Consider the following 25,700-nt stretch of genomic DNA (forward strand, 5'->3'; position numbering starts at 1 on the left):
TTTTTGCGCAATAAATCAGATATATTGCACGGCGAGAATTTCGAATTCCACCACACCTTTAGGTGTAGTGATATTTACCACGTCGTCGGCCGTTTTGCCGATTAAGCCACGCGCAATGGGTGAATTAACCGAAATCAGATTATTTTTGATATCCGCTTCATCGTCACCAACAATGCGATACGTCACTTCTTCCTCTGAATCCAGGTTCAGAATAGTCACAGTGCTACCGAAAATAACCTTACCCGTGTTGGGTAACTTGCTAATATCAATGATCTGCGCATTAGACAACTTGGCTTCAATATCCTGAATACGTCCTTCACAAAAACCCTGTTGTTCACGAGCGGCATGATACTCGGCATTTTCTTTTAAATCGCCGTGTTCGCGCGCGGTGGCAATGGCCTGAATAATGGTTGGGCGTTTCACTGATTTTAATTCATGCAGTTCAGCACGCAGTCTTTCTGCGCCTTGCACTGTCATCGGAATTGCACTCATCCGTTTACTCTCTTATGTAATTCTTGCACCGACGCTACGCTGTCAAAAGCACTGGCGGCGTTTGACATAACCGTAGCAAAAGCTGCGTTTAATGTGGTGGTGTAGTTAGCTTTGTATTGCAGAGCACCGCGGCGTATTACTTTAGAATCTTCTATCGCCTGACGACCGTCAGTAGTGTTGACAATATAGCTATACTCACCGTTTTTAATTCTATCCAGAATATGCGGCCGGCCTTCTGAGACCTTATTCACTGTACGGCAAACCACACCTGCAGCTTCCAGTGCCTTAGCGGTACCGCCGGTAGCATCCAACTCAAAGCCTTTGACTACCATAAGTTTAGCCAGTTCAACTACGCGCACTTTATCGCTGTCACGCACCGAAAGCAAGGCACGGCCGCCGGTCGGAATTAAAGTACTGGCACCTAACTGGCCTTTGGCAAACGCTTGCTCGAAAGTATCGCCCACGCCCATAACTTCACCGGTAGAACGCATCTCAGGGCCTAATATAGGATCGACACCCGGGAACTTGTTAAACGGGATCACCACTTCTTTTACTGAGAAAAACGGCGGAATAATTTCTTTGGTAATGCCCTGCTGCGCCAGCGACATGCCTGCCATGCAACGCGCACCTACTTTTGCCACAGCGACACCTGTTGCCTTAGATACAAACGGCACAGTACGCGCAGCACGCGGGTTTACTTCAATTAAGTATACTTCGTTATCTTTTACGGCAAACTGGGTGTTCATCAGGCCCACTACGCCCAGTTCCAGCGCAAGCTTTTTAACCTGCTCACGCATCACATCCTGAATTTCTTTACTCAGACTGTGTGGGGGTAAAGAACAAGCAGAGTCACCAGAGTGCACGCCAGCTTGCTCAATGTGTTCCATAATGCCGCCAATGACCACTTCTTTGCCGTCACAGATAGCGTCGATATCAACTTCAATCGCATCGTCAAGGAAGTTATCCAACAGCACCGGAGAGTCATTCGATACACTTACCGCATCGGTCATATAACGGCGCAGGTCTTGCTCGTCGTATACAATTTCCATCGCGCGGCCGCCCAGCACATAAGACGGGCGAACTACCATCGGGAAACCGATTTCCGGCGCCTTGGCAATGGCTTCTTCCATGCTGGTTACGGTAGCGTTTTTCGGCTGCTTTAAGCCCAAACGCTCTACTGCTTGCTGAAAACGTTCACGGTCTTCCGCGCGGTCAATCGCGTCCGGCGAAGTACCAATAATTGGCACACCATTGGCCTCCAACGCGCGAGCTAATTTCAGCGGCGTTTGGCCACCATATTGCACGATAACGCCTTTAGGCTGCTCTTTACGCACGATTTCCAGCACATCTTCCAGCGTTATAGGTTCAAAGTACAAACGATCTGAGGTGTCGTAATCGGTAGAAACGGTTTCAGGGTTACAGTTCACCATAATGGTTTCAAAACCGTCTTCACGTAGTGCCAGTGATGCGTGCACACAGCAGTAATCGAATTCGATACCCTGCCCGATACGGTTGGGGCCGCCGCCGATAATCATAATTTTATCGCGATTGGTCGGCGCCGCTTCACATTCTTCATCATAGCTGCTGTACATATAGGCGGTATCAGACGCAAATTCTGCCGCACAGGTATCGACCCGTTTGTATACCGGATGAATATTAAAGCTGTAGCGTTTTTTACGTACTTCGTTTTCGCTAACGCCCAACACATCGGCAATACGTTTATCGGCAAAGCCTTTACGTTTTAAGCGTTTTATCCGCGCTTCGTCCAGCGCAACAAAACCGTCTTTACTAAGCGCCAGCTCTTCTTTTACCAAGTCTTCAATTTGTACCAGGAACCAGCGGTCGATATTGGTTAAGCTGAAAATGTCATCCATGCTCATGCCAAGGCGGAAGGCATCGGCGATGTACCAAATACGGTGTGAGCCGGGCTCTTTCAGTTCACGGATAATTTTGTCTTTGGCTTCCGGCAAGCTGATATCAATTACCGGATCAAGGCCGCAAACGCCAATTTCGAGGCTGCGCAGCGCTTTTTGTAACGATTCCTGCTGGTTACGGCCGATGGACATCACCTCACCCACCGACTTCATTTGGGTGGTTAAGCGGTCATTAGCACCAGCGAACTTTTCAAAGTTAAAGCGCGGTATCTTAGTTACTACGTAATCGATGCTGGGCTCAAACGACGCCGGGGTTTTACCACCGGTAATATCGTTGGCCAGCTCATCCAGCGTATAACCAATGGCCAGCTTGGCAGCCACTTTAGCGATTGGGAAGCCGGTCGCTTTAGACGCCAATGCAGATGAGCGCGACACGCGCGGGTTCATCTCGATAATCACCATGCGGCCATCAACTGGGTTGATACCAAACTGTACGTTTGAACCACCGGTTTCAACGCCGATTTCACGCAGCACCGCCAAAGAGGCGTTACGCATGATTTGATATTCTTTGTCAGTCAGGGTTTGTGCCGGCGCGACAGTGATAGAGTCCCCCGTATGTACACCCATAGGGTCAAAGTTTTCAATGGCACAAACGATAATGCAGTTATCGTTTTTATCGCGCACCACTTCCATTTCGTATTCTTTCCAGCCAATTAACGACTCGTCAATCAGCAACTCTTTGGTTGGCGATAAGTCCAGACCTCGAGTACAAATTTCTTCAAATTCTTCGCGGTTGTAAGCAATACCACCACCTGAGCCACCCATAGTGAAAGACGGCCGGATAATACACGGAAAACCAATATCGTCCAGCACCTGATAGGCTTCGTCTAATGAGTGGGCGAAACCGGCACGCGGGCAAGCCAGGCCGATAGAGCGCATGGCTTTATCAAAGCGGCCGCGGTCTTCTGCTTTATCGATAGCATCGGCGGTGGCGCCTATCATCTCAACGTTATATTTGGCCAATACGCCATGGCGCTCTAAATCCAGCGCACAGTTTAGTGCAGTCTGGCCGCCCATGGTTGGCAACACAGCACAAGGCCGCTCTTTTTCGATGATTTTTTCCACAACCTGCCAGTGGATCGGCTCGATGTAGGTGGCGTCGGCCATTTCCGGATCGGTCATAATGGTGGCCGGGTTAGAGTTCACCAGAATAACGCGGTAGCCTTCTTCTTTTAATGCTTTACAGGCCTGAGCGCCTGAGTAGTCAAATTCACAGGCCTGGCCAATCACGATGGGGCCGGCGCCTAAAATCAGAATGCTGTTTAAATCTGTACGTTTTGGCATTGCAGTAACTCTCCGTAATTCTGTTTGCTTAGGCTTTGGCTTGTTGCATCAGCGCAATAAAGTGGTCAAACAGCTCTGACGCCTCATGCGGGCCCGGGCTGGCTTCAGGGTGGCCCTGAAAGCTGAATGCCGGTTTATCAGTACGGTGTATGCCTTGTAACGTGCCGTCAAACAACGATTTATGCGTAGCGCGTAAGTTCGCCGGTAAGCTCGCTTCATCAACAGCAAAGCCGTGATTCTGCGCGGTAATAAGTACCCGCTTAGTGTCGAGGTTTTGTACCGGGTGATTACCACCGTGATGACCGTGGCCCATCTTCACGGTTTTTGCGCCGCTGGCCAGCGCCAGTAACTGGTGGCCCAAACAAATACCAAACAGCGGAATATCAGTTTCAAGGAAGCGTGTAATCGCCTCGATAGCGTAAGTACAGGGTGCCGGATCGCCCGGGCCATTAGATAAAAAGATGCCGTCCGGTTGCATGGCCAGTACATCAGCAGCTGACGTTTGTGCCGGAACCACTGTCAACTTACAGCCGCGATCTGCCAGCATGCGCAAAATATTGCGCTTTACACCAAAGTCATACGCTACCACATGAAACTGCTGTGGCGCTGCAGCACGATGGCCTTCGCCTAATGCCCAGCTGCCTTCGTTCCACTGATAAGCTTGCTTGACGGTAACTTCTTTGGCTAAGTCCATGCCTGACAAACCCGGGAAGCCTTTAGCCAGCTCAAGCGCTTTGGCTTCGTCCGGGTGGTCGCCAGCGATAATGCAGCCATTTTGCGCACCCTTCTCACGTAAAATACGCGTAAGCTTGCGGGTATCGATATCGGCGATGCCGAGAATATTATGTTGTGTTAAATACTGACTAAGAGAGAGTTGGTTACGGAAATTACTGGCAAGAAGTGGCAGGTCGCGGATAATCAGGCCTCTGGCCCAGATTTGTCCGGATTCTTCATCTTCAAGGTTAGTACCGGTATTGCCAATGTGTGGATAAGTAAGAGTAACGATTTGTTCTGCATATGAGGGATCAGTCAATATTTCCTGATACCCAGTCATGGAAGTGTTAAACACCACCTCCCCTACAGAAACTCCTTCAGCGCCAATGGCTGTACCGCGAAATACGGTGCCGTCTTCCAGTACGAGCAGGGCGGACTTAGTCAAGATAACCTCCAAACAGCAAAAAACGGGTGAAAACCTGACACTGTTTTACAACCCGTTTTGACCCAAAATGTGATACCCGATTTGCCTTAGGCAAACCTGACTATTTTAGGCGATAGAAGGATATTTAGCTATGCTTTTTTTGAATTTTATTACAAATGGCACCTTTAAGCTGTTTTTAAGCTTAGTAGCGCAAAAAGTTAGCTTAAATCTGCCAAACCTAACACTTGTTGCATAGAATAAAGTCCTGGCTGTTTATTTTGCAACCACAGAGCAGCACGCAGTGCGCCTTGGGCAAAGGTGTTACGGCTGGAAGCTTTGTGAGTAATTTCCAGCCTTTCGCCTAAATCGGCAAATAAGGCGGTGTGGTCGCCAATAATGTCACCGCCACGCACCGTTGCAAAGCCGATAGTTTGTTGCTCGCGCTCGCCGGTAATGCCCTCTCGGCCATATACTGCAACTTTAGCTAAATCGCGGTCCAACGCTTTGGCAATACTGGCACCGATAGCCATAGCCGTACCCGAAGGGGCATCTTTTTTAAAGCGATGGTGTGCTTCAATAATTTCAATATCGGCCGTTTGCCCCATCACTTTGGCAGCGGTTTGTACCAAATGTAACAACAAATTTACCCCGACACTCATATTCGGTGCCCACACAATAGGAATATGCTTTGCCGCTTGCTGTACCTGCTGATATTGCGCATCGGTTAAGCCGGTCACACCTATTACAATGGCTTTTTTCGCTACGACAGCCAGCGCTAAATGCGCCAGCATCGCTTCCGGCATGGTGAAATCAACCCAGATGTCCGCGTTATTGATGCTGGTGCGGTCAGTGCCGATAAGCGGCAAACCAAGTTTACCGACGCCGGCCAGCTCACCGGCATCAACGCCGGCAAGCTCAGAGCCGGCACGCACCGTAGCCGCAGTAAGATTTAACTGTTGCTCTTTAGCAACGGTAATTAACGCCCGGCCCATGCGGCCGTTAGCACCAAAGATCCCGATAGATGGCATAATCTGGCTCTGTGTAAAAGTAGTAAAGGCGGCTATTAGAGCAAAAGCCACCGGCAGGGGGAAGTAAAATAGCCATCTTAATGGCTAATTTTTACTACGATGTCAGACGTTACAGTTAAAGGTCGTGACATCTGATGGGGCGACACAGAGTGTCTGAGCTAACGCGCCAGCGGCAGCGAGTTGCTGTGGCGAGCCCGGCAGATGTTACGACCTTTGCGGCCTAACTCTCAAAGTGCAGCTATACCGCACGCTGCAAAATCTGCCGCGACACCTCTGGAGTAATATCAGCATGCTCACCCAACTTCAGCATGCCGTTAGCTTGTAGCGCAGCGACCAGCTTATCAACTGCTTCAGCTTTAATACCGTAATCGGCTAACCGGGTCGGTACACCCATTTGTTCGAAAAAGGCGCGGGTGTGATTAATCGCCTCGTCAATTAAGCGCTCTTCATCCTGATGCTGTAACTGCCAAACCCGACGGCCATACTGCAGCAGCTTGGCTCGTTTCTGTGTACGCTGTTGCTGCAATAGTGACGGCAACACTATTGCCAGTGTTTGCGCATGGTCTAAGCCATACAACGCGGTGATTTCATGGCCTATCATATGCGTTGCCCAATCCTGCGGCACCCCCTGGCCTATCAGGCCATTCAGTGCCATGGTTGCAGCCCACATTATGTTAGCGCGTACATCATAGTTGTCTGGTTGGCTGATAGCTTTAGGGCCCTCCTCAACCAGGGTCTGTAAAATACCCTCGGCAAAACGGTCCTGCAGCGGCGCATTGACCGGATAGGTCATATACTGTTCCATCACATGGACAAAAGCATCGACCACGCCATTAGCCACTTGTTTGGGCGGTAGGCTATACGTAACCGTTGGATCTAAAATAGCAAACTGTGGGTACACCAAAGCACTGGAAAAGGCCAGTTTCTGCTGTGTTTCATAGCGGGTAACTACTGAATTGCCATTACTTTCGGTGCCAGTAGCGGGTAGTGTAAGTACACAACCCAGCGGTACAGCCGCGGTGATTTTGGCTCCCTTGGCTAAGATATCCCAGGCATCGCCGGCAAACACCGCTGCAGCGGCAATAAACTTAGTGCCGTCAATCACGCTGCCACCACCGACCGGCAGCAGAAAGTCAATTTTTTCACGCCGCACCAAATCGGCTGCCCGCATAAGAGTTTCAAAGCTGGGGTTGGGCTCAATGCCGCTAAATTCTTGCCAATCAAAACCCGCTAGCGCTTGCACTACCTGCTGATAAACACCATTGTGTTTTATCGAGCCTCCGCCGTAAGTTAGCAATACTTTACTGCCTTGCGGAATCAGTTTTGTTAACTGCGCCAACTGATCCTGACCAAACACAATACGGGTAGGATTTTGAAATGAAAAATTGAGCATCTTGCCTCCAAAGCTTTGGTCAAAGCCAACATTAGACAAGAGTTATGCGGTCAATCTGCAGATGGTTCAAGTCTGACCGCATCGAATTCGTTAAAGCGTCATGCTTTTAAGCTCAATAGCAAAGCCCTAAACTACATTGCCACGCAACAAGCGTACCTGACGCTCCAACTCGGCAGCATTTGCCGCAGCAGCTGGTACAGCGATGTCGGCTAACAAACTAACTTTTGACCAGAAGCGGCCTTTGAACTTAAAAGCGCCATGACCATGATGGCTAAAAAATGATCCCCATAAACCTTGCAACGCCATTGGCACTACCGGCACTGGTGTCTCAGCTAATATACGTTCAATTCCGGGACGGAAACTGTCAATTTCACCGTTTTTGGTTAAACGCCCCTCTGGGAAGATACACACCAGATTACCCGCTTCCAGCTCGCGCTTTATCGCCGCAAAAGCGGCTTCATATACCGCTTCATTTTTCTGCTTTGAGCAGATAGGAATAGTTCGCGCCGCTTTAAACAGCCAATTAGCAACCGGCAAATCATAAATCCCCTTTTCCATTACAAAGCGCACTGGCCGGCGCACCGCTCCGGCAATTAGTAATGCATCGACATAGCTAACATGATTGGCTACCAGCACAGCGGCGCCTTCAGCAGGAATGTGCTCTAGCCCGCGGCTACTCACCCGGTACATAGTATGGCTAAGCAGATAAATTACAAACCGCAACACAAACTCCGGCAATTGACTGTAAACATACAGCGCCACAACCACATTCATTATCGCCAACACCAGGAAATATTCGGGGATAGACAAATCAAGCACGGTGAGAAACACAATACCGGCAATGGCACTCACTATCATAAACAAGGCGTTAAAGATGTTATTGGCAGCAATAACCCTGGCCCGCTGCTGTGGCTCAGCACGCTGCTGTAATAAAGCATACAGCGGCACAATAAATAAGCCGCCAAATACGCCGATTAATGTCAGGTCTATCAGCACCCACCAGCCAAACGCCGTGGCTAAATACTGTGGCAGGTTAAGCAATTCTGCCGGCAGCGCTGCCGGGTTGCTGAAAAACAAACTGACGCCAAACACCGTTAAGCCAACAGAGCCAATCGGTACTATGCCAAGCTCCACCCTGTCGCCGGATAATCGCTCACACAACATAGAGCCGATACCCACGCCAACGGAAAATGCCACCAACAATGCAGTTACTACCGTATTATCACCACCGAGCACTGTTTTAGTGAAGTTAGGAAACTGAGTGAGATAGCTGGCACCTAAAAACCAAAACCAACTAATGGCCATAATAGATAAGTACAATGTACGGTTAGCATAGCTAATTTTAATGGTGGCTTTGGTCTGCTGCCATGGTGCGAAACGAAAAGGTTCTGCAGCCGCGACCTCTCCTACAGCCGGGATTTGCCTGCTAATCAAATAACCTAACACTGAGAACAGCACCACCACAGCGCCAATCCATAATGGCGCATCCGCTAAACCAACCAGCAGGCCACCGGTAATGGTACCAAGTAAAATGGCCACAAAAGTGCCCATTTCTACCCAAGCATTGCCGGCCAGCAGCTCTTTGTCTGTTAGTAGCTGTGGCAAAATGGCGTATTTTACCGGGCCAAAAAATGCTGATTGACTGCCCATTAAAAATAATACACCGAGCAAAAGTACATATTGTTGAAAATAAAACGCTGCGGCCGCCAACAGCATTAAGCCGATTTCCAGCAGTTTTAAAGCCTGCATCAAGCGGGTTTTGCAGACTGCATCTGCCAAAGCACCTGCGGTTGCAGAGAACAATAAGAATGGCAAAATGAACAAGCCTGCGGCCAAATTCATGGTTAAATCGGTGTCCCATGGCAAGGCATTGGCCGCGGCAAATGTCAGCATCAACATTAACGCATTTTTAAACACATTATCGTTAAAGGCACCGCTAGCCTGGGTTAAAAAAAACGGTAAAAAACGCCGTGATACAACTAGCTTTAAAGGCGACATCAGCACTCCGCGCAAAACAAGACAACAGAAAAAACTGGTGTCAGCATAATAAACTCGGTTAGCTTATGCTAGTACGAAAATCAACCGACCACGAATTGACAGGACGTCCAGCCATCTATATAGTGCGCGTCCATTTGCCAAGCACACTGAATGCTGTTGGCGTTACAGGATAAAATATGACCCCACATAATGATTTTGCCCCCGGCGCGAAACGATCGTTACTGCCGTTATTATTTTTTATCGCACTTTTTCTTGGTACGGGTTTGTACCTACACCAGCAGGACGTTGCCTATGCGTTTTACCAGCTGCCAGGCCATGTTGCGATTATTCCAGCGCTGATCCTGGCGATCTGGCTGCATAAAGCGCCACTGCAGCAATCTATTGATGTAATGATTAAAGGCGCCGGTAATAGCAACATTATTACCATGTGCATTATCTATTTATTAGCTGGCGCCTTTGCCAGTGTCGCCACAGCTACCGGCGGCGTAGAGGCAGCGGTTAATGCCGGTTTAAGCCTGGTACCCGCAGCATGGTTATTGCCAGGCTTATTTATTATCGCTGCGCTAGTATCCACTGCCATGGGCACCTCTATGGGTACTATTGGCGCATTGGCACCTATAGCGGTAGGCTTGGCCAATCAGGCAGGGCTGGATCAGGCGTTAGTGGCAGGTGTGCTGCTCAGTGGGGCGATGTTCGGCGATAACTTATCGATTATCTCAGATACCACCATTGCCTCTACCCGCACGCAAGGTGCGCAGATGGCAGATAAATTTCGCGAAAACATAAAAATTGCTCTGCCGGCGGCCGCTCTTACACTAGCGTTGTATATTATTCTGGCCAGTGACGGTGCACCAATATCAATTAGCAGCGTTAACTGGAGCGGCGTAATGCCTTATGCCGCCATTTTAGTACTGGCGGTAATAGGCTTGAATGTGTTCGTCGTCTTGTTGCTTGGTATAGTGTTAGCGGCATTTCAAGGCGCTTTGTTTGCCGAATATGCCATAGCTAATCTTGGCAAAGATATCGCCAGTGGTTTTGCCAGTGTGCAGGAAATATTTTTGCTCGCCATGCTGGTTAGTGCACTAAGTGAATTCATTAAACAGCAAGGTGGCTTGCAGTGGATAGCAGCAAAAATCCAGCACTTGGCTAATCGGCTTAAACTGGCTGGCAATAAAGCCCAACAACTGGCCATAGCCGCATTGGCCTTCGTGAGCAATCTCTGTATCGCGAACAATACTGTTGCCATCGTATTAACAGCAGATGTGGCGAAAACGCTGGCACAACAGCATCAGATCTCGCCAAAACGCAGTGCCAGCCTACTGGATATATTTGCCTGTATCAGCCAGGGATTGGTGCCTTATGGTGCGCAGGCTTTATTACTGGGCGCCAGCTTTAATATTTCGCCATGGCAAGTCGTATCGCAGAGCTACTATTGTTTAATTTTGTTCGTTATAGCCCTAACTATAGTGCTACTGCGACCAGCTGCGAAGCTACAGCAGACAACTAGCCGCGCTTAATAGCTGCATAAATACGCCGCAACCAGCCTCGAGAAGAGGCGGTTGGTTTTGCCAAGGTGTGATACAACAAAATTTGCCAGCGCATTTTTAAGCCATGGCCACGGATAAACCATAGCTGCCGGGCACCCCAGGCCGAAAACCCGGAGCCTTGCAGCATAAGAATAACCAGTCTACCCACCCAGCGTTGCGGTGGCAGCGCCGTAGCAGATAGCTGTCGCCGTGCTGCGCTGTTATTAAATACCTGCGCTAACACCCAACACGCATTTATCACCGCTGATTGCACCGCCATGATGTCGGCTTGCTGTAATAACCAATCCAGTTGTTGTTGCCGTTCCGTTTCAAGTAGCAAGTCGTTTAAATCGATAATGTCTTTTATCAGTTTATGTGTCTCTTCCTGATAAAACAGATGCACCGCAGCATGAATAAACAAGTGTGCGGCTTTAGGCACACTAAAAGCCGAACCAGCTAAACGCTCAGCATGCTGAAATAACGGTGAAATATCGATTTTCTTTGCCGATGCAGTGGGGTAAATATGGTGATGTAAATCAATTACTGTACCGCGTTGATAGTGCCGCAACGGCGGATTTTGGTGTGACCAGCGCTGGTAATAGTGGCGATCATAATCTGACATCGCCGCTTCGGCAAAGCCAAAGAAGAACAGTTTATCTCGAATAAGCTTGATACGATCTAAGGGTACCAGTATGTCGATATCAGCAAACAAACGACCAAAACTAACTGGCAATGCCAGCGCACGGTAGGCCGAACCTTTTAATAACAGGCAAGGACAATCAACGTTGGCAAACAGCGACTCCAACTGCTGCAATTCAAAATACAGCGAGTGCTGTTGCTTCTCAGCGTAGTAAGCGGCCGATTTGCCATGCTGCCTTACCTGTAGCGGTACCTGCTGCAGTAAGCTCAGGTTTTGCAGTACATAATAGCATCGTGCCGTTAAGCCATGCTCACGCGCTTGTTGTAAAAAGTTAGTCCACTGTTGTGGCGTAGCGCTTTGAATAAATTTGCGCGGCGCAATGAAAAAATCTAACAGCAATTGATTTAGCATAACTGGCTTAACTCACTGAGGGCCTGCTTTATATCCGCATACTCTAACCGGTACGCCTGAATCTGCTGCGTCAAACGCCCCAGGCTGTTAAATCCATGCTCTGCTAACACAGCATAGTTAAAAGAGTTGTTTGCCAAATGCATAAAAGCATCGGCTTTACTTATCGGGCTTAGCTGCAGCTGAGTTTGATTTACATTGTATTGTGGAAAAACAACCCAGGCGGCTGTTGCAGTTTGCCCACGCGCTTGCCAGCTGTCCGCTAAAGGCAGTAGATAACCTACTGTGCCTTTCGTTGTACCAGTAGTAATTTGACGAATTTGCGCTGAGGGGTACCAACTTTGTACTAATTTTAATGATTGATTCTTCAGGCTGACCGGCCTGACACAAGGCACAATACTGCCATCCGTTAAATCTACCAGACACATTTCGTCCGACAGTAAACGCCAGCCTTCCAGCATCATTGCAGCACACAGTGTGCTTTTACCTGATCCCGGCGGTGCCGGCATAATTAACGCCTTACCGTGTCGTTCCAATACGGCAGCATGAATAGCCAGATATTGGTGCTGATAAGACGCTATACACCAATTAAAACCCCACTCAAATACCGGCACGACTTGTGCACTGTCTGTCATGCGAAAATGTTGCTGCCCGGCAGACACATGGTAAGGTCGCCCCCAGCCCGCCCATTTGCGCTCTACTGTAAGACAAAAATCATAGATTTTTTCTGGCTCAGGGGCCAGGACAAGTTGCGGCGGATACAGCTGCGATACAGCAGTGTGTAATGCCTGACTACGGCTACTCACCAGCACTGAAAAAGGCACAGTATTAATTACAAAATCAGTCAAGATTAGGCTCTTGTATCTCAGGCTCTGATGTAACATTAATGCAGGTAGTGTGATCAGACAATGAAAAAAACACGCTGCTGCTATCGTCAAACGTTAGCTCAAGCGTGTCAATTTCAGTGCTTTTTTGCGCCAACCAGGCTGCATAGCCTAGGTTTACATCCATTAATTAGCCGTTGCCTTCGATATAATACACCAGCAATGCCGAAAGTTGCTTCTTTTGCTCGGATGTAACTGACTTGTCGTAAGCATCGACTATTTCGCGCGGGGACGGAAAGTTACTGCTTTCATTATTCATATCATAATACAGCGCGTGTAAAAACGATGACGTGATATTACGGATTAAATCGTAATCACCACCTTGATGCACCGCGTCTTTCAAAGTACCGCTATATCCACCTTTGAACACTTCGTTGAATTTAGTGCCCTGATAAATTTTTATATGTTCCCACTGTTTATCCCAATGGCGTAGCTTCGTTCCACTCGGCTTATAAAAAAAACCACCTTTGCCGCCAGCAACTTTAGAGCTAACATTTTCAAAGTATTTTTTGGCACTGCCGTGCGAGTCAAGGCTTTTTTTGCACTGTTCAAACTTGTCAGGCTGTACTGACTGCATCTGTGATGCATTTTCGCTTAGCGAACAATTTAGCGTACTGGTACCCCAAGCCGCCTTGCTGTTCAGCGTCAATAAAACTGGCAACGAACCTAAACCGGCGCGCAGTAAAAATTTTCTGCGGCCGTTTTGCGTCGCCACTATTTCCTTGTCATTAACTGGTTCCATAGCCATATTCCATAAAGCAAACTGCACAAAGTGTAATGCGACTTACATGCAAGATCAACTCCAACAATGTAAGTCAATGTCTTAACTGGAAAACTTTTTTAATTGCATCGCTAATTAATACAAAATGTAAAACAAACTGACAGCGGCCTCACATTTTACAGCCGGGCAGCGCCGATGCCGCTTTGCGCTCATTAAAGGTTTTCATAGCTTCGGGCATTTTAGCTCGCAAATCTTTAATACGGGTTTCCGGCAACGGGTGTGTTGACATAAATTCTGGTGTACCACCACCACCGGCAGCAGCCATATTCTGCCACAGATTTACCGCCTGCCGTGGTTCAAAGCCAGCTTTGGCCATTAAATCCAAGCCAATAATATCCGACTCAGATTCATGTGCCCGGCTAAAGGGCAATGCTACACCTAATTGTGCCCCCAAGCCAAATGCCGTCATTAACTCTTGCTGGTAGCGCACGCCATAGGCTTTCATGCCAGCATCGCCTAACGCCAATATTGTCTGAATTCCCTGATTAGTTGATAGACGTTCATTGCTGTGACCGGCAACGACGTGGGCAATTTCATGGCCTATTACCGCAGCTAACTGATTTTGATTCTCAGCGACTTTTAGCAAGCCGGTATATACGCCAATTTTACCGCCAGGTAACGCGAACGCATTGACCTGATCCGCTTCGAATACCACGATTTCCCAACTTTGCGCTCGGGTGTTATCTGGTGTTACCGCCAGTAAACTGTTCGCAACACATTTAACGTAGTTATTTGTTTTAGCATCTTTGGCAATTGGCGTTTCAGCCTTCATGGCTTCAAAAGTCTGCGCGCCCATCTTGCCAAGGTCGGCATCATTAAACAGCATCATTTGCCGCCGGCCAGTAGGTGATTGCGCACACGCTGCAATTAACAATGCACATGTCGTGGTTAACATTAACTTTTTCAACATCAATATATCCTTATCCGTCTGTTGCTGTAGCAGGGAAACTTCATCTGCTTTTATTGTATCGGCAGAAAAACAAAAAACCACCCGTAGGTGGTTTTTCATCGCTATTTAACTGGTTAAATCGTCAAAGAACTTTTTCACACCATCAAAAAAGCCTTTCGATTTTGGCCGATGTTTAGCTTCACCATCGCCAACCATGCTGTCATCCAGTTGGCGCAGCAGCTCCTTTTGCTTGTCGCTTAAGTTAACCGGCGTTTCAATAACCACTTTGCAGACTAAATCGCCAATACCACCGCCTCGTACGGACTTAACGCCTTTACCGCGTAAACGAAACATTTTATCGGTTTGTGTTTCTGCCGGTATTTTCAGCTTCACACGGCCATCCAGCGTCGGTACGTCAATTTCACCACCCAACGCAGCAATAGTAAAACTCAGCGGCACATCGCAATACAGGTTATTCCCGTCGCGCACAAATATCGGATGCTCTTTTACGTGAACTTGCACATAGAGATCGCCAGCAGGAGCGCCATGCATACCCGCTTCACCTTCGCCGGTTAAACGAATACGGTCGCCGGTATCAACACCTGCCGGAATTTTCACCGACAGCGTTTTAGTTTTCTCTACGCGACCTTCACCATGGCACTTAGTACAAGGTTCGGGGATAATCTTACCGCGGCCGTTACAGGTTGGGCAGGTTTGCTGTACAGCAAAAAAGCCCTGACGCATAGTTACCTGACCCGCACCGTGGCAAGTGCCGCAGCTTTTGGCTGACGTGCCTTTCTTCGCGCCCGAGCCATCACAGCTATCGCAGCTTACCATGGTCGGTACTTTAATATCGACTGACTTGCCGCGCACCGCTTCTTCCAGGCTCAATTCCAGGTTATAACGTAAATCTGAACCGCGCTGTGCACGTGACTGACCACGGCGGCCACCGCCACCGAAAATATCACCAAATACATCGCCAAAAATATCACCGAAATCAGCCCCACCTGCACCACCGCCACCACCGCGGTTCGGATCTACTCCGGCATGGCCATAACGGTCGTAGGCAGCCCGCTTTTGTTCATCCGACAACACCTCATAGGCTTCCTGGACTTCTTTAAACTTCTCTTCCATGGCCTTGTCGCCCTGAGTACGGTCAGGGTGAAATTTCATGGCGAGGCGTTTGTAAGCCTTTTTGATGTCTTTTTCGTCGGCGTCTTTGGCGACACCTAATACTTCATAATAGTCACGCTTGGACATAGTTCCCGCTCAGTAAATGTCTTAATGCCAAAAGGCTGGCACCAGGCCAGCCCTTATACTTCAGCCAGATTACTTCTTATCGTCTTGCACTTCTTCAAACTCAGCATCAACCACATCGTCGTTGCCGCCTGCTTGCTGCCCAGCATCACTACCGCCCTGCTGAGCTTTAGCCTGTGAGGCTTCCATCAGCTTCTGTGATGCCTGAATAAGCGCTTGTGATTTTTCATCAATTGCTGCTTTGTCACTGCCTTTCAACACTGATTCAAGATCTTTTATTGCCGTTTCAATCGCTTCTTTGTCGTTGGCAGCTAAGCTATCGCCCACTTCTTCCAGTTGCTTACGGGTAGCGTGTACCATCGCGTCAGCCTGGTTGCGGGTTTGCACCAACTCTTCAAACTTTTTATCGTCTTCAGCGTGGGCTTCAGCATCACGTACCATGGCCTGAATTTCTTCATCGGTTAAACCCGAGTTAGCCTTAATAGTGATCTTCTGTTCTTTGTTAGTGTCTTTATCTTTAGCAGACACATGCAAAATACCGTCAGCGTCTAAATCGAATACCACTTCAATTTGCGGCTCGCCACGACGACCACCACGGATGCCTTCTAAGTTGAACTGGCCCAGTGACTTGTTGTCAGAAGCACGTTTACGCTCGCCCTGTAACACGTGAATAGTTACCGCAGACTGGTTATCTTCTGCTGTTGAGAACACCTGCGACTTCTTAGTCGGAATAGTGGTATTTTTCTCAATCAGCGCTGTCATTACGCTGCCCATGGTCTCAATACCCAGTGACAATGGTGTAACGTCTAACAACAATACGTCTTTTACATCACCCGACAATACCGCGCCTTGAATCGCTGCACCCACTGCTACTGCTTCATCCGGGTTTACGTCTTTACGTGGCTCTTTGCCAAAGAAGGCGGTTACCGCTTCCTGAACTTTTGGCATCCGCGTCTGACCGCCCACCAGGATGATGTCGTTAATTTCACCGACGCTTAAATCAGCATCTTTCAGCGCTTGCTTCAGCGGCTCAATAGTGCGCTGAATTAAGTCTTCTACTAACGATTCCAGCTTGGCACGGGTTACTTTGATGTTCAGGTGTTTCGGGCCTGACGCATCAGCAGTAATGTACGGCAGGTTCACTTCTGTTTGTGACGCTGACGACAGCTCAATTTTGGCTTTTTCTGCAGACTCTTTTAAGCGCTGCATGGCCAGTGGGTCGTTACGCAGGTCAATGCCCTGCTCTTTTTTGAATTCTTCAACCAAATAGTTGATTAAACGGTTATCAAAGTCTTCACCACCTAAGTGCGTATCACCGTTAGTGGCTAATACTTCAAAGGTTTGCTCGCCGTCTACATCATCAATTTCAATGATAGAGATATCAAAAGTACCGCCACCTAAGTCATATACTGCAACCTTGGTGTCGCCTTTCTTTTTATCCATACCATAGGCCAATGCAGCTGCGGTTGGCTCGTTGATAATACGTTTTACATCTAAGCCAGCAATACGGCCGGCATCTTTAGTGGCCTGACGCTGCGCATCGTTAAAGTAAGCCGGTACGGTGATTACCGCAGCCGTTACCGCTTCGCCTAAGAAGTCTTCGGCGGTTTTTTTCATCTTTTTCAGCACTTCAGCCGAAATTTGCGGTGCAGCTAACTTTTTGCCTTTAACTTCAACCCAAGCATCGCCATTGTCTGCTTTAACGATGGCATACGGCATAATTTTAATGTCACGCTGCACTTCTTCGTCTTCAAAGCGACGACCGATTAAACGCTTAATCGCGAATAAGGTGTTTTTCGGGTTGGTAACCGCCTGGCGCTTTGCCGGCTGGCCAACTAATACTTCGCCATCTTCAGCATAAGCAATGATAGAGGGCGTAGTACGGGTACCTTCAGCGTTTTCTAATACGCGGGGTTTGTCGCCGTCTAATACTGCTACACAAGAGTTGGTTGTACCCAAGTCAATACCGATAATTCTGCCCATAACTACACTCCACTTAATAATCTGAACAAGCACAAATTGCGTTGAACGATTAATGGGGATTAGCCCTAATCCATTCAAGGTTATTACATTAAAAATTTTGCCATCTGCGCATTTAATCCCGCTTCTGCGCCGATTTAACGCTGATATCTGCTGATAACGGTTAACTTATCCACCTTTACCTGCCTATAATAGCCGCCATCAGAAACGTTTATTTTGCAGGTGTTGTGATGCCATTACTCGACAGTTTCACCGTAGACCATACTATTATGAAAGCCCCGGCTGTGCGCGTGGCAAAAAAGATGAATACACCTAAAGGCGATGCCATCACGGTATTTGATTTACGTTTTTGCGTACCGAATGAAGAAATTTTGTCGGAAAAAGGTATTCATACGCTGGAGCATTTATTTGCAGGTTTTATGCGCGATCATTTAAACGGTAATGATGTTGAGATTATCGATATTTCACCAATGGGTTGTCGCACCGGTTTTTATATGAGCTTAATTGGTACGCCAGACGAGCAGCGTGTAGCTAAAGCCTGGCAAGCAGCCATGGATGATGTACTGCATGTCGCCAGCCAGGGCGATATTCCCGAGCTAAACATTTATCAGTGCGGCACCGCGCAAATGCACTCGCTGGAAGAAGCCAAACAAATTGCCCAGAATATTCTTCAGCGTGGTGTTGGCGTTAACCGCAATGATGAACTGGCACTGCCAGAAGAAATTCTGAATAAGCTGTAACATGAATACTAAATAAAAAACCGCTTTTTAAAGCGGTTTTTTTATTTAGCACACCCGGTTTCGTCCGGCACGTTTCGCTTTGTATAGCGCAGCGTCTGCCGCTTCTATCATTTGCTCGGCGTTGCTGAAATCGCCGTCATCACTAGCGGCAACGCCAGCAGAATAGGTACAGGAAAACAGCTTATCTGCTGCAGTAAAATGTAACTGCCGAAAAGCCTGCAAGATTTGCTCAGCCAGTTCAACTGCCTGAACACGGCTGCATTCGGGCAGCACCAGCATAAATTCCTCACCGCCATAACGGCCGGCGCGGTCTGTTTTACGGATGCGTTTGCGCAGCAAGGTAGCCAAAGCGGTAATAACGATGTCCCCGGTACCATGTCCATAGCTGTCGTTAACCGCTTTAAAAAGATCGATATCCAGCATCACAATACTAAATGGCTTTTTATAACGCTGGCTGCGAACAAACTCCAGCTCAGCAGCCTCTTTAATAGAACTGTGCTTAATAAGTGCAGTAAGGCTATCTTTTTCAATTAAGTTCTTCAATTGCAAGCTGCGTTTCAAACGATTTTTTACCGCCTGCACCAACTGGGTATCGCCAATCGGCTTAGTAATAAAGTCATCAGCCCCCTGCGCCATAGCACTTAGCTGCAACGCTTTATTAATTTCGGAAGATAGAAAAACAATGGGCAACCGTTTTAATGATTTATACTGTCGAATTAAACCTGCCAGCTCGGCGCCAGAATAATCTGGCATGTACATATCCATTAACAGTAAATCAGGTTGAAAACGCATTAGTTCGTTAACTATACTGCGCACATTCTCAACGATATGCGTCTCTATGCCAGCCGCATTAAGCACCAGTGCATAATGCTGAGCCAATAACCTATCATCATCGACAATAAATACTCTGCCGGCTCGCTTGTTGCCGTATTCTAACAACTCGCTAATCGTCGAAATCATATTCGGTACGTCCAGCGGGGAGACAAAAAACGCATCTGCCTGATGTTGCGATGCTTTGATCCGCAGGTCAAAGTCATCAGAGTCAGATAAGACCAATAAGCGTGACTGTTGTTTTTTTAATTGTTGTAATAACAGTGTCTGCTCAAACAATGAAGCGCCATCAGGCAATTTATTAGCTGCAAATAGCACTGCCGGCGCCGCATCCTGTAAACGGACCACACAACTGTCGTAATCACTAAAGCATTCTACCTTATGACCAAACGCATGTAGTTGACTCACCAACTCCGTCGACAACTTTTGCTCAGGTAATAGTAACCACACGGTATCAGACTGATGTAATTGTGCAGTCCCCTCCAACTCAGCCTTTGGCGCCTCTTGCAAAGCACGGTCTACCGCGATGTCAAATTCCAATACCGCCTGCTGTAAACCTGGCAGTGCTTGTAAACCCTCATCCGCCGGTTTAGTTTGGATTTCCTTAGCCAGCTGCTCAATATACCTGGCATTACTGCCTAGCCCAGCATGACCAAAAGTACCACAAGCTCCCGCCAGTTTATGCGCTTCAGCAATAAGCTCAGACAAGTCATCGGCTGTCGCACTCTCCATTAGTTGCAACATTCTCGCTAAGCGTTCTGGCAAGCTTTGCTCAAATCGTCGGCGTAATGTAGCGAAAGCGGCGGACAAATCAGTCTTGGTTTTACTGTTACTCAACAGACGACTCCTTCAACTTCCTATCTGAGCTTTTATACTCGAATGAGGGCAGTGTAACAAAAAACTGTGTTCCTGCATCAGGCTGCGAGGTAAAGCTAATCTCACCCTGCATTTGCTGCACTAACTCTTTACAAATTGCCAGCCCTAATCCGGAGCCGCCCTTCTTCCTCTGATTGGATGCGTCAGCCTGAGCAAAGCGTTCAAATACCCGAGCTTGAAAGTCAACCGGTATGCCAAGCCCATGGTCTGCAACAGCAATTTGGATGTTATGCCGCTGCTGTGATGCTGTCAACGTTACTTCACTGCCTGCCGGCGAGAACTTAATCGCATTGGAAAGTAAATTGGTTAGCACTTGCTGCAATCGCAGTGCATCCGCTAATACGGTCGGCGCACCTGTTACATCCACCTGCAAAGTTACATTATGTTGTATGGCGAACGGCTGCAAATTTTCTATCGCTTGCGAAAGCTCAGCTAACACCGGTAAGGGCTGGATATCAAATGGCATTTTGCCCGCAATTAGCTTTTCCATATCCAGCAAGTCATTAATTAAATGTGCCAATCGCTCACTATTGCTGCTAGCCAAACTTAATAAGCGCTGCATCGCTTCTGGCACCTGCCCTAGCGTACCCGAATTAAGCAAACTTAACGCACCTTTAATGGCAGTAAGCGGTGTTCTCAACTCATGGCTTACCGTAGATATAAACTCGTCTTTTAGATGTTGTAATTCAATGCGCTCAGTCACATCCTGCACTGAGCCAACCAGGATTTGCCCAGGGTTTTGCTCAGCAGGTAACATTTTTGCCAGTTCATGCACCCAGCGAATACTGCCATCAGGGCGAATAATACGATGCACCACATCATGCAGGCCGGTTTCCAACGCGCGCTGCTCGCTGTCTGCTACTGCTTGTTTATCTTCTGGATGCAGAGTGCTTTTAAATAACGCCACACTAGGGGTGATATTTTCATCAAAGCCAAAAATCTGATAAATCACCGGCGACCACCACAGCTCACCGGTTTTTAGCGAAGCCTGCCAAAAACCAATCAATGCCGTTTCACTGGCCATTTCTAACCGCTGCTGGCTAAGTTTGTATTCTGCGTTAAGCCGCTCTAACTCTAAGTAATGCTGTTTTACCGAAGTAATATCTTCGATGTAGCCATGCCATAGCGTACTACCGTCCTGCAGACGTTCAGGCATTGCCCGTCCTGACAGCCAGGCCAGTGTTTTGTTGTCTTTGAACACCCTGTACTGATATTGCCACAACGACACATTTGCCGCTGAATGGGCAATACTATTGGTTAAACCGGCTAAATCATCCGGATGTATTTTTTTAAATGCTGCCGTAGCATCGTCTTTAACCTGCTCAGGCGACACACCATAGAAGTGTTGAATATTATCACTGGCATAAGGAAATGATGTTCTACCGTCGGGCCATTGCTGATACTGATACACCATTCCAGGCAGTTGTGATGTCAGCTTTAGCAATTGCTGCTGCAGGTTTTTCTCGGCGGTAATATCCAAAATAAATCCGTCAAGATAGAGCAATGCGCCCATCTCGTCATATTCTGCCTGACCGCGCTCCTCCACCCAGTGGATGGCGCCAGATCTATGCATAACCCGATATTGCAACAACCAGCTTTGCTTAGCGGCTACCGCCTCGCTAACAGCATGCTCCAGCCGTTGCTGATCTTCGGGGTGAATGACACTGGCGTAGCTTCTAACGCTATTGTTGATAAAGTCACTGGCCGGGTAACCGGAAAGGGGGTCAATACTGCTGCTCATATACAGCATGGTCCAGTCTTTGTCGGCCTTACAGCGGTAGGTAATACCCGGAATATTGGCAACTAACGTCTGAAACTGATCGCGGCTGGCTTGCAGTTCCAGCTCAGCGTGCTTTTGCTCAGTAATATCAGCATGGGTGCCATACATCATTAGCGGTTTGCCATCGTCGGCCCAACTTATAACGCGGCCACGGTCATGCACCCACACCCAATGCCCTGCTTTATGTTTCATCCTACATTTGCAGTCGTAGAAGGGTAACTCGCCAGAAAAATGCTTTGCTAACAGGGCTCCAGAGCTTGCCAAATCATCCGGATGTGCCAGACCAAGCCAGGTATTAATATCTACCGGAGCCAACTCAGCAAGGCTATAACCAACGATTTCCGCCCAGCGCTCGTTAAACACAGCTTCTCCGGTTTGAACATTCCATTGCCAGGTTCCAATACGTGTCCCTTCCAATACCGAGCGATTCATTTGCTCGCTAACTAAAAGTTGCTCGTGTGCCTGCTGCTGCAATCTGTCAGTGATTTCTTGCTCAACAAGGTCTGCGAACTGGCGCAACATTTGCCGTTCCTGCAGGGCGAGTTGGCGTGGTTTGGGATCAATAATACATAAGGTGCCAATGCGTTCGCCGTTAAAATGCAAAGGAGCGCCAGCATAAAAACGAATAAAAGGCGCATCGGTTACCAGTGGGTTGTCGGCAAAGCGAACATCTTTACTGGCATCAGAAATTTCGAAAATTGTATCGCTTAAAATGGCATGGCCACAAAACGAGATATCACGTCCGGTTTCGCACGCATCTAACCCCTGGCGTGACTTAAACCATTGCCGATAGGTATCAACTAATGACACCAGCACAATCTCCGTGTTCAGGCAGAGCTGCATCAGCTTAGTAATACGATCAAAGCGATCTTCATCAGCGGTGTCCAATAATTGGCTGCTAATTAATGCCTGCAACCGGCTTAACTCATTGGGTGGCACTATCGGTTGCTGCATAACTCCCCCGCCTGGTTAAATGATTCAATCGTCAGTTCTGTCTATTCAAGCTCAGCTTCAGTATAGCGCTGAAAACTGAGCCAGAAAGTGGTGCCCTGTCCGGGCTCGGAATTAAACCCTATTTTCCCAGCCATCTTTTCAGTAAGTTCTTTGCTAATCGCCAATCCAAGCCCGGTACCACCTTGCTTCCTGGTATTAGTGGCATCATTCTGGGCAAATTTTTCAAAAATACGTGGCTTAAAATCATCAGCAATTCCCTGCCCTTTGTCGCTAACATCAAGCCTAATACCACCATCGTAGGCATACAAACGTAATGTCACCGAGGCACCCACAGGTGAAAACTTAATGGCATTAGACAATAAGTTAGTAACCACCTGCACAAAACGCGGCGCGTCTATTCTCGCGTACAAGGGTTCGGCAGCATATTCAGTCTCTATGCTTACTTTGTACTGTTCGGCATAACTGGTAATTTCATCGATAGCTTGTGTAATAAGCGGCTGCAATGGCTGTACTTCAAGCATCAACTGGAATTTACCCGATGCTAATTTTTCTACATCCAGTAAATCATTAATCAAGCGGCTAAGTCGCTTACTGTTGCGCTCGGCAAGGTTTAATAAGCTCATTACTTTAACTGGCAATACGCCTAATTTGCCTGAATTAACTAAACGCAAAGCGGCATACAGCGAGGTGAGTGGGGTGCGCAGTTCATGGCTTACCGTCGAAATAAATTCATTCTTCAACTGTTCATTACGATTGCGCTCGGAAATATCTTTCGCCACGCCGAGATAACCGCTGATCGCGCCGCCGTCTATAATTGGTGTTACCGTTAGTGATACCGGCACTTTTTGGCCATTTTTACACACATAGTGCCACTGCCTTGTTTCAGTGCCTTTGCGCTCAGCCACAGCAACAAATGCAGCAAAGCCGGCTATGGGTTGATCTAACTCAGCACTTAACTCCTCAGCTCTTTGCTGCACTTCTTCGGGCACATGCAGTATTGCTGGGGTTTGCTGTTGCACCAACTCTTCAGCGTCATAACCTAACAACTTTTCTGCGCCACGGCTAAAGTAGGTAATAACACCATCCGGCGCAGTTGCGATAATCGAAAAATCAGATGCTGCTGCCAAGATGGCTTCCAGCTGACTGTTGGCCTGCTGCAATTGCTGAGTTCTTTCATCAACTTGCCGCACCAGGTCCGATTGATTCGCCTTACTGATATTAAAGGCTGATGTCAGTTCACGGCTCATCGCCCGCAAATTAAGTCCCAGGGTGTTATATTCGGCAACGAAACTCGCTGGTATGTCGCTTTCTGCCCCAGAGGCAATATTAACCTGCAACTTTTCGCTGACAAGTGCCACGCGGTGTAAGGGGCCACTTATCGCTTTGCTAAGCCAGTTGGCTATCAGAATCGCCAGTAATAAAAAGCTCACCAAAAGTAATAACTGTCTGGCACTGTCCTGTTCCAGTTTAGTCATTACCTCTTTGGCACTGTGCTCCAACACTATAGCGTTAATGCCCGGCAAGTCAGCTGTAGGATGCACTAAAACATAGCGGCTTTGCCGCCAGCGCTGCAGCAGCGGCGATATAGATGCGGGTTGCCAGTGCGAAAACCCTGCTTCAGGTATGTCGGCAGTTGATATATCAAGGCTATTTATTAAACCTGCCCGACTAACAACACTGCCGCCGGAATATAACAACTGCACGCCGTAACTGTCATCTGGTAATACAGCCTGCAGCAGCTTGGTTATATCTGCCTCATTAACCGGCTGCCTCAATGCCTGCAATTGCTTTTGCAAATTGACAGCTAACAACTGCATTCGCTGTTCAACACTGTACATATACTCGGCTTGCAACTTGCGCGCATCCAGCAGTAAGGGCACACAGCCGGCAAATAAAGTTAAGGCAATCAGAATATGGAATAACCACTGGCGTAAACTGGTAAGCGGCAAGGCCAGATGCCGCCGGGTCGGCTGTTGCGACTGCAACACCAGTATCAGCAAACTGGCCAATAAAACATTAAAAACGCCATTGGTCATCTGTTTAAGCGCAATAAGCACTGAGGTCTGCCAATTGATATCCAAGCCATAGGTATACAACAAACTGACAGCAGGTAAGCCGGCAACTAACCAGAAAAGCAAGTCTTGCTGCACCAGATTAAAACCTTTGTCAGGCCGCCAGCGCCAGCTTAACCAGATAATTTCCGCAGTAAAAACCAGCAAAGCGTAGGGGTGCCCCCAAATAAGTACGGTGACTGCTGCCGCCGCAACGCCAACAACAATTGCCGCAACACGCCCAAAAACGATTAAGGTTAAAACCGCAATAGCCGAACCAAAGATAAATTCCACGCTGAAAAACAGCGGCAACCGGGCGTAATTCAAACCAATTGCCGCAAGCAGAAACATCGCTATCAACCCATACCTTGTCACGGGTTTGGCGCGGATAAAATGTGAAGAAGTCGTTTTTGTCATACTGCCCTTTTTGCTGCAATCTAGGTCGGCTGACATTGCTGATAAAAACGATTTAACGTCTCGCCCAGCTCCATCGGCTCAAACGGTTTTTCAATGATGCCTACCGCACCGGCATCTAAGTAACGCTGCTTTTCAGCTTGTTGGATTTTTGCCGTCATAAATACAACCGGTGTTTTCGCTAATGCCGGAATTTGCCGAAGCGCTGCCAATGCTTGCAAACCATCCATTTGCGGCATCATTACATCAAGCAAAATAAGCTGCGGCGAAAATGCCTCAGCCTGCGCCAGTGCGCTCTGGCCACTGTCACAACTTAGTAAGGTAAAACCAGCTACATCGGTAAGCGCAATTTCTGCCACCGCGCGGATCGACTCATCATCTTCTACATGCATTACCCGTTCAAGCGCCATGTGCAGCCTCTT

General features: G+C 48.0%; 19 protein-coding genes. 2 read left to right on the top strand and 17 right to left on the bottom strand.

All coding sequences use genetic code 11. The features are described from left to right. Positions 1 to 15: 15 nt before the first annotated feature. The 6 genes from greA to I4W93_RS15335 all read right to left on the bottom strand — a co-directional run bounded on the left by greA (position 16) and on the right by I4W93_RS15335 (position 9,267). A complete protein-coding gene (gene greA / locus I4W93_RS15310) occupies positions 16 to 492 on the bottom strand; it encodes a transcription elongation factor GreA (RefSeq protein WP_205312431.1) in 477 nt (158 codons plus the stop codon). After that, positions 489 to 3,710 (bottom strand): carbamoyl-phosphate synthase large subunit, encoded by a 3,222-nt coding sequence (carB, locus tag I4W93_RS15315; protein WP_205312432.1) that lies wholly within the window; start codon positions 3,708 to 3,710, stop codon positions 489 to 491. The genes greA and carB overlap by 4 nt, the downstream gene beginning before the upstream one ends. A gap of 28 nt (positions 3,711 to 3,738) precedes the next feature. Further along, on the bottom strand, positions 3,739 to 4,869 hold the full coding sequence (gene carA / locus I4W93_RS15320; protein ID WP_205312433.1) for a glutamine-hydrolyzing carbamoyl-phosphate synthase small subunit: 1,131 nt from the start codon (positions 4,867 to 4,869) through the stop codon (positions 3,739 to 3,741). Positions 4,870 to 5,066: 197 nt separating this feature from the next. Continuing rightward, positions 5,067 to 5,876 carry a 4-hydroxy-tetrahydrodipicolinate reductase gene (dapB, locus tag I4W93_RS15325; RefSeq protein ID WP_205312434.1) on the bottom strand — a complete coding sequence of 270 codons (810 nt, stop codon included), beginning with the start codon at positions 5,874 to 5,876 and terminating at the stop codon, positions 5,067 to 5,069. Between the two features lie 238 nt (positions 5,877 to 6,114). Next, positions 6,115 to 7,269, bottom strand: coding sequence for an iron-containing alcohol dehydrogenase (locus I4W93_RS15330; protein WP_205312435.1), 1,155 nt, complete (start codon positions 7,267 to 7,269; stop codon positions 6,115 to 6,117). A 126-nt stretch (positions 7,270 to 7,395) separates the two neighbouring features. Beyond that, the gene (locus tag I4W93_RS15335) at positions 7,396 to 9,267 is read right to left on the bottom strand and encodes an MFS transporter (RefSeq protein ID WP_205312436.1); all 1,872 of its coding nucleotides are present in this window, start codon (positions 9,265 to 9,267) and stop codon (positions 7,396 to 7,398) included. Between the two features lie 176 nt (positions 9,268 to 9,443). On the opposite strand from I4W93_RS15335, the gene I4W93_RS15340 reads away from it, so the two are divergent. Then, positions 9,444 to 10,784 (top strand): Na+/H+ antiporter NhaC family protein, encoded by a 1,341-nt coding sequence (locus tag I4W93_RS15340; protein WP_205312437.1) that lies wholly within the window; start codon positions 9,444 to 9,446, stop codon positions 10,782 to 10,784. Here I4W93_RS15340 and I4W93_RS15345 read toward each other — a convergent pair. From I4W93_RS15345 to dnaK, 7 genes are all read right to left on the bottom strand, one after another. Further along, complete coding sequence (locus I4W93_RS15345; RefSeq protein WP_205312438.1) at positions 10,771 to 11,844, bottom strand: nucleotidyltransferase domain-containing protein; 1,074 nt, start codon at positions 11,842 to 11,844, stop codon at positions 10,771 to 10,773. The genes I4W93_RS15340 and I4W93_RS15345 overlap by 14 nt on opposite strands. After that, the gene (locus I4W93_RS15350) at positions 11,838 to 12,689 is read right to left on the bottom strand and encodes an HprK-related kinase A (protein WP_205312439.1); all 852 of its coding nucleotides are present in this window, start codon (positions 12,687 to 12,689) and stop codon (positions 11,838 to 11,840) included. The genes I4W93_RS15345 and I4W93_RS15350 overlap by 7 nt, the downstream gene beginning before the upstream one ends. Further along, a complete protein-coding gene (locus I4W93_RS15355) occupies positions 12,682 to 12,852 on the bottom strand; it encodes a hypothetical protein (protein WP_205312440.1) in 171 nt (56 codons plus the stop codon). Before I4W93_RS15355 ends, I4W93_RS15350 begins: the two co-directional genes overlap by 8 nt. 3 nt (positions 12,853 to 12,855) lie before the next feature. Continuing rightward, entirely contained in the window at positions 12,856 to 13,467 is a 612-nt protein-coding gene (locus I4W93_RS15360; protein ID WP_205312441.1) for a hypothetical protein, read from the bottom strand. A 148-nt stretch (positions 13,468 to 13,615) separates the two neighbouring features. Continuing rightward, complete coding sequence (locus tag I4W93_RS15365; RefSeq protein WP_205312442.1) at positions 13,616 to 14,416, bottom strand: M48 family metallopeptidase; 801 nt, start codon at positions 14,414 to 14,416, stop codon at positions 13,616 to 13,618. Between the two features lie 105 nt (positions 14,417 to 14,521). Beyond that, positions 14,522 to 15,655: a molecular chaperone DnaJ gene (dnaJ, locus tag I4W93_RS15370; protein WP_205312443.1), complete on the bottom strand. Its 1,134-nt coding sequence runs from the start codon at positions 15,653 to 15,655 to the stop codon at positions 14,522 to 14,524. Positions 15,656 to 15,724: 69 nt separating this feature from the next. Further along, a complete protein-coding gene (gene dnaK / locus I4W93_RS15375) occupies positions 15,725 to 17,635 on the bottom strand; it encodes a molecular chaperone DnaK (RefSeq protein ID WP_205312444.1) in 1,911 nt (636 codons plus the stop codon). A gap of 227 nt (positions 17,636 to 17,862) precedes the next feature. On the opposite strand from dnaK, the gene luxS reads away from it, so the two are divergent. Next, positions 17,863 to 18,372 carry an S-ribosylhomocysteine lyase gene (luxS, locus tag I4W93_RS15380; RefSeq protein WP_205312445.1) on the top strand — a complete coding sequence of 170 codons (510 nt, stop codon included), beginning with the start codon at positions 17,863 to 17,865 and terminating at the stop codon, positions 18,370 to 18,372. 45 nt (positions 18,373 to 18,417) lie between these two features. Here the strand turns inward: luxS and I4W93_RS15385 are convergent, their stop codons facing one another. From I4W93_RS15385 to I4W93_RS15400, 4 genes are read right to left on the bottom strand one after another with little or no spacing between them, the layout of a single operon-like run. Further along, positions 18,418 to 20,040: a diguanylate cyclase gene (locus I4W93_RS15385; RefSeq protein WP_205312446.1), complete on the bottom strand. Its 1,623-nt coding sequence runs from the start codon at positions 20,038 to 20,040 to the stop codon at positions 18,418 to 18,420. Continuing rightward, the gene (locus I4W93_RS15390; RefSeq protein ID WP_205312447.1) at positions 20,033 to 22,813 is read right to left on the bottom strand and encodes a PAS domain-containing protein; all 2,781 of its coding nucleotides are present in this window, start codon (positions 22,811 to 22,813) and stop codon (positions 20,033 to 20,035) included. The genes I4W93_RS15385 and I4W93_RS15390 overlap by 8 nt, the downstream gene beginning before the upstream one ends. A 41-nt stretch (positions 22,814 to 22,854) precedes the next feature. Continuing rightward, positions 22,855 to 25,281 carry a sensor histidine kinase gene (locus I4W93_RS15395; protein ID WP_205312448.1) on the bottom strand — a complete coding sequence of 809 codons (2,427 nt, stop codon included), beginning with the start codon at positions 25,279 to 25,281 and terminating at the stop codon, positions 22,855 to 22,857. A gap of 20 nt (positions 25,282 to 25,301) precedes the next feature. Beyond that, positions 25,302 to 25,688, bottom strand: a complete 387-nt coding sequence (locus I4W93_RS15400) for a response regulator (protein ID WP_205312449.1) — start codon at positions 25,686 to 25,688, stop codon at positions 25,302 to 25,304. Between the last annotated feature and the right edge of the window lie 12 nt (positions 25,689 to 25,700).

This window comes from Rheinheimera maricola (assembly GCF_016918075.2).
GTDB lineage: Bacteria > Pseudomonadota > Gammaproteobacteria > Enterobacterales > Alteromonadaceae > Alishewanella > Alishewanella maricola_A.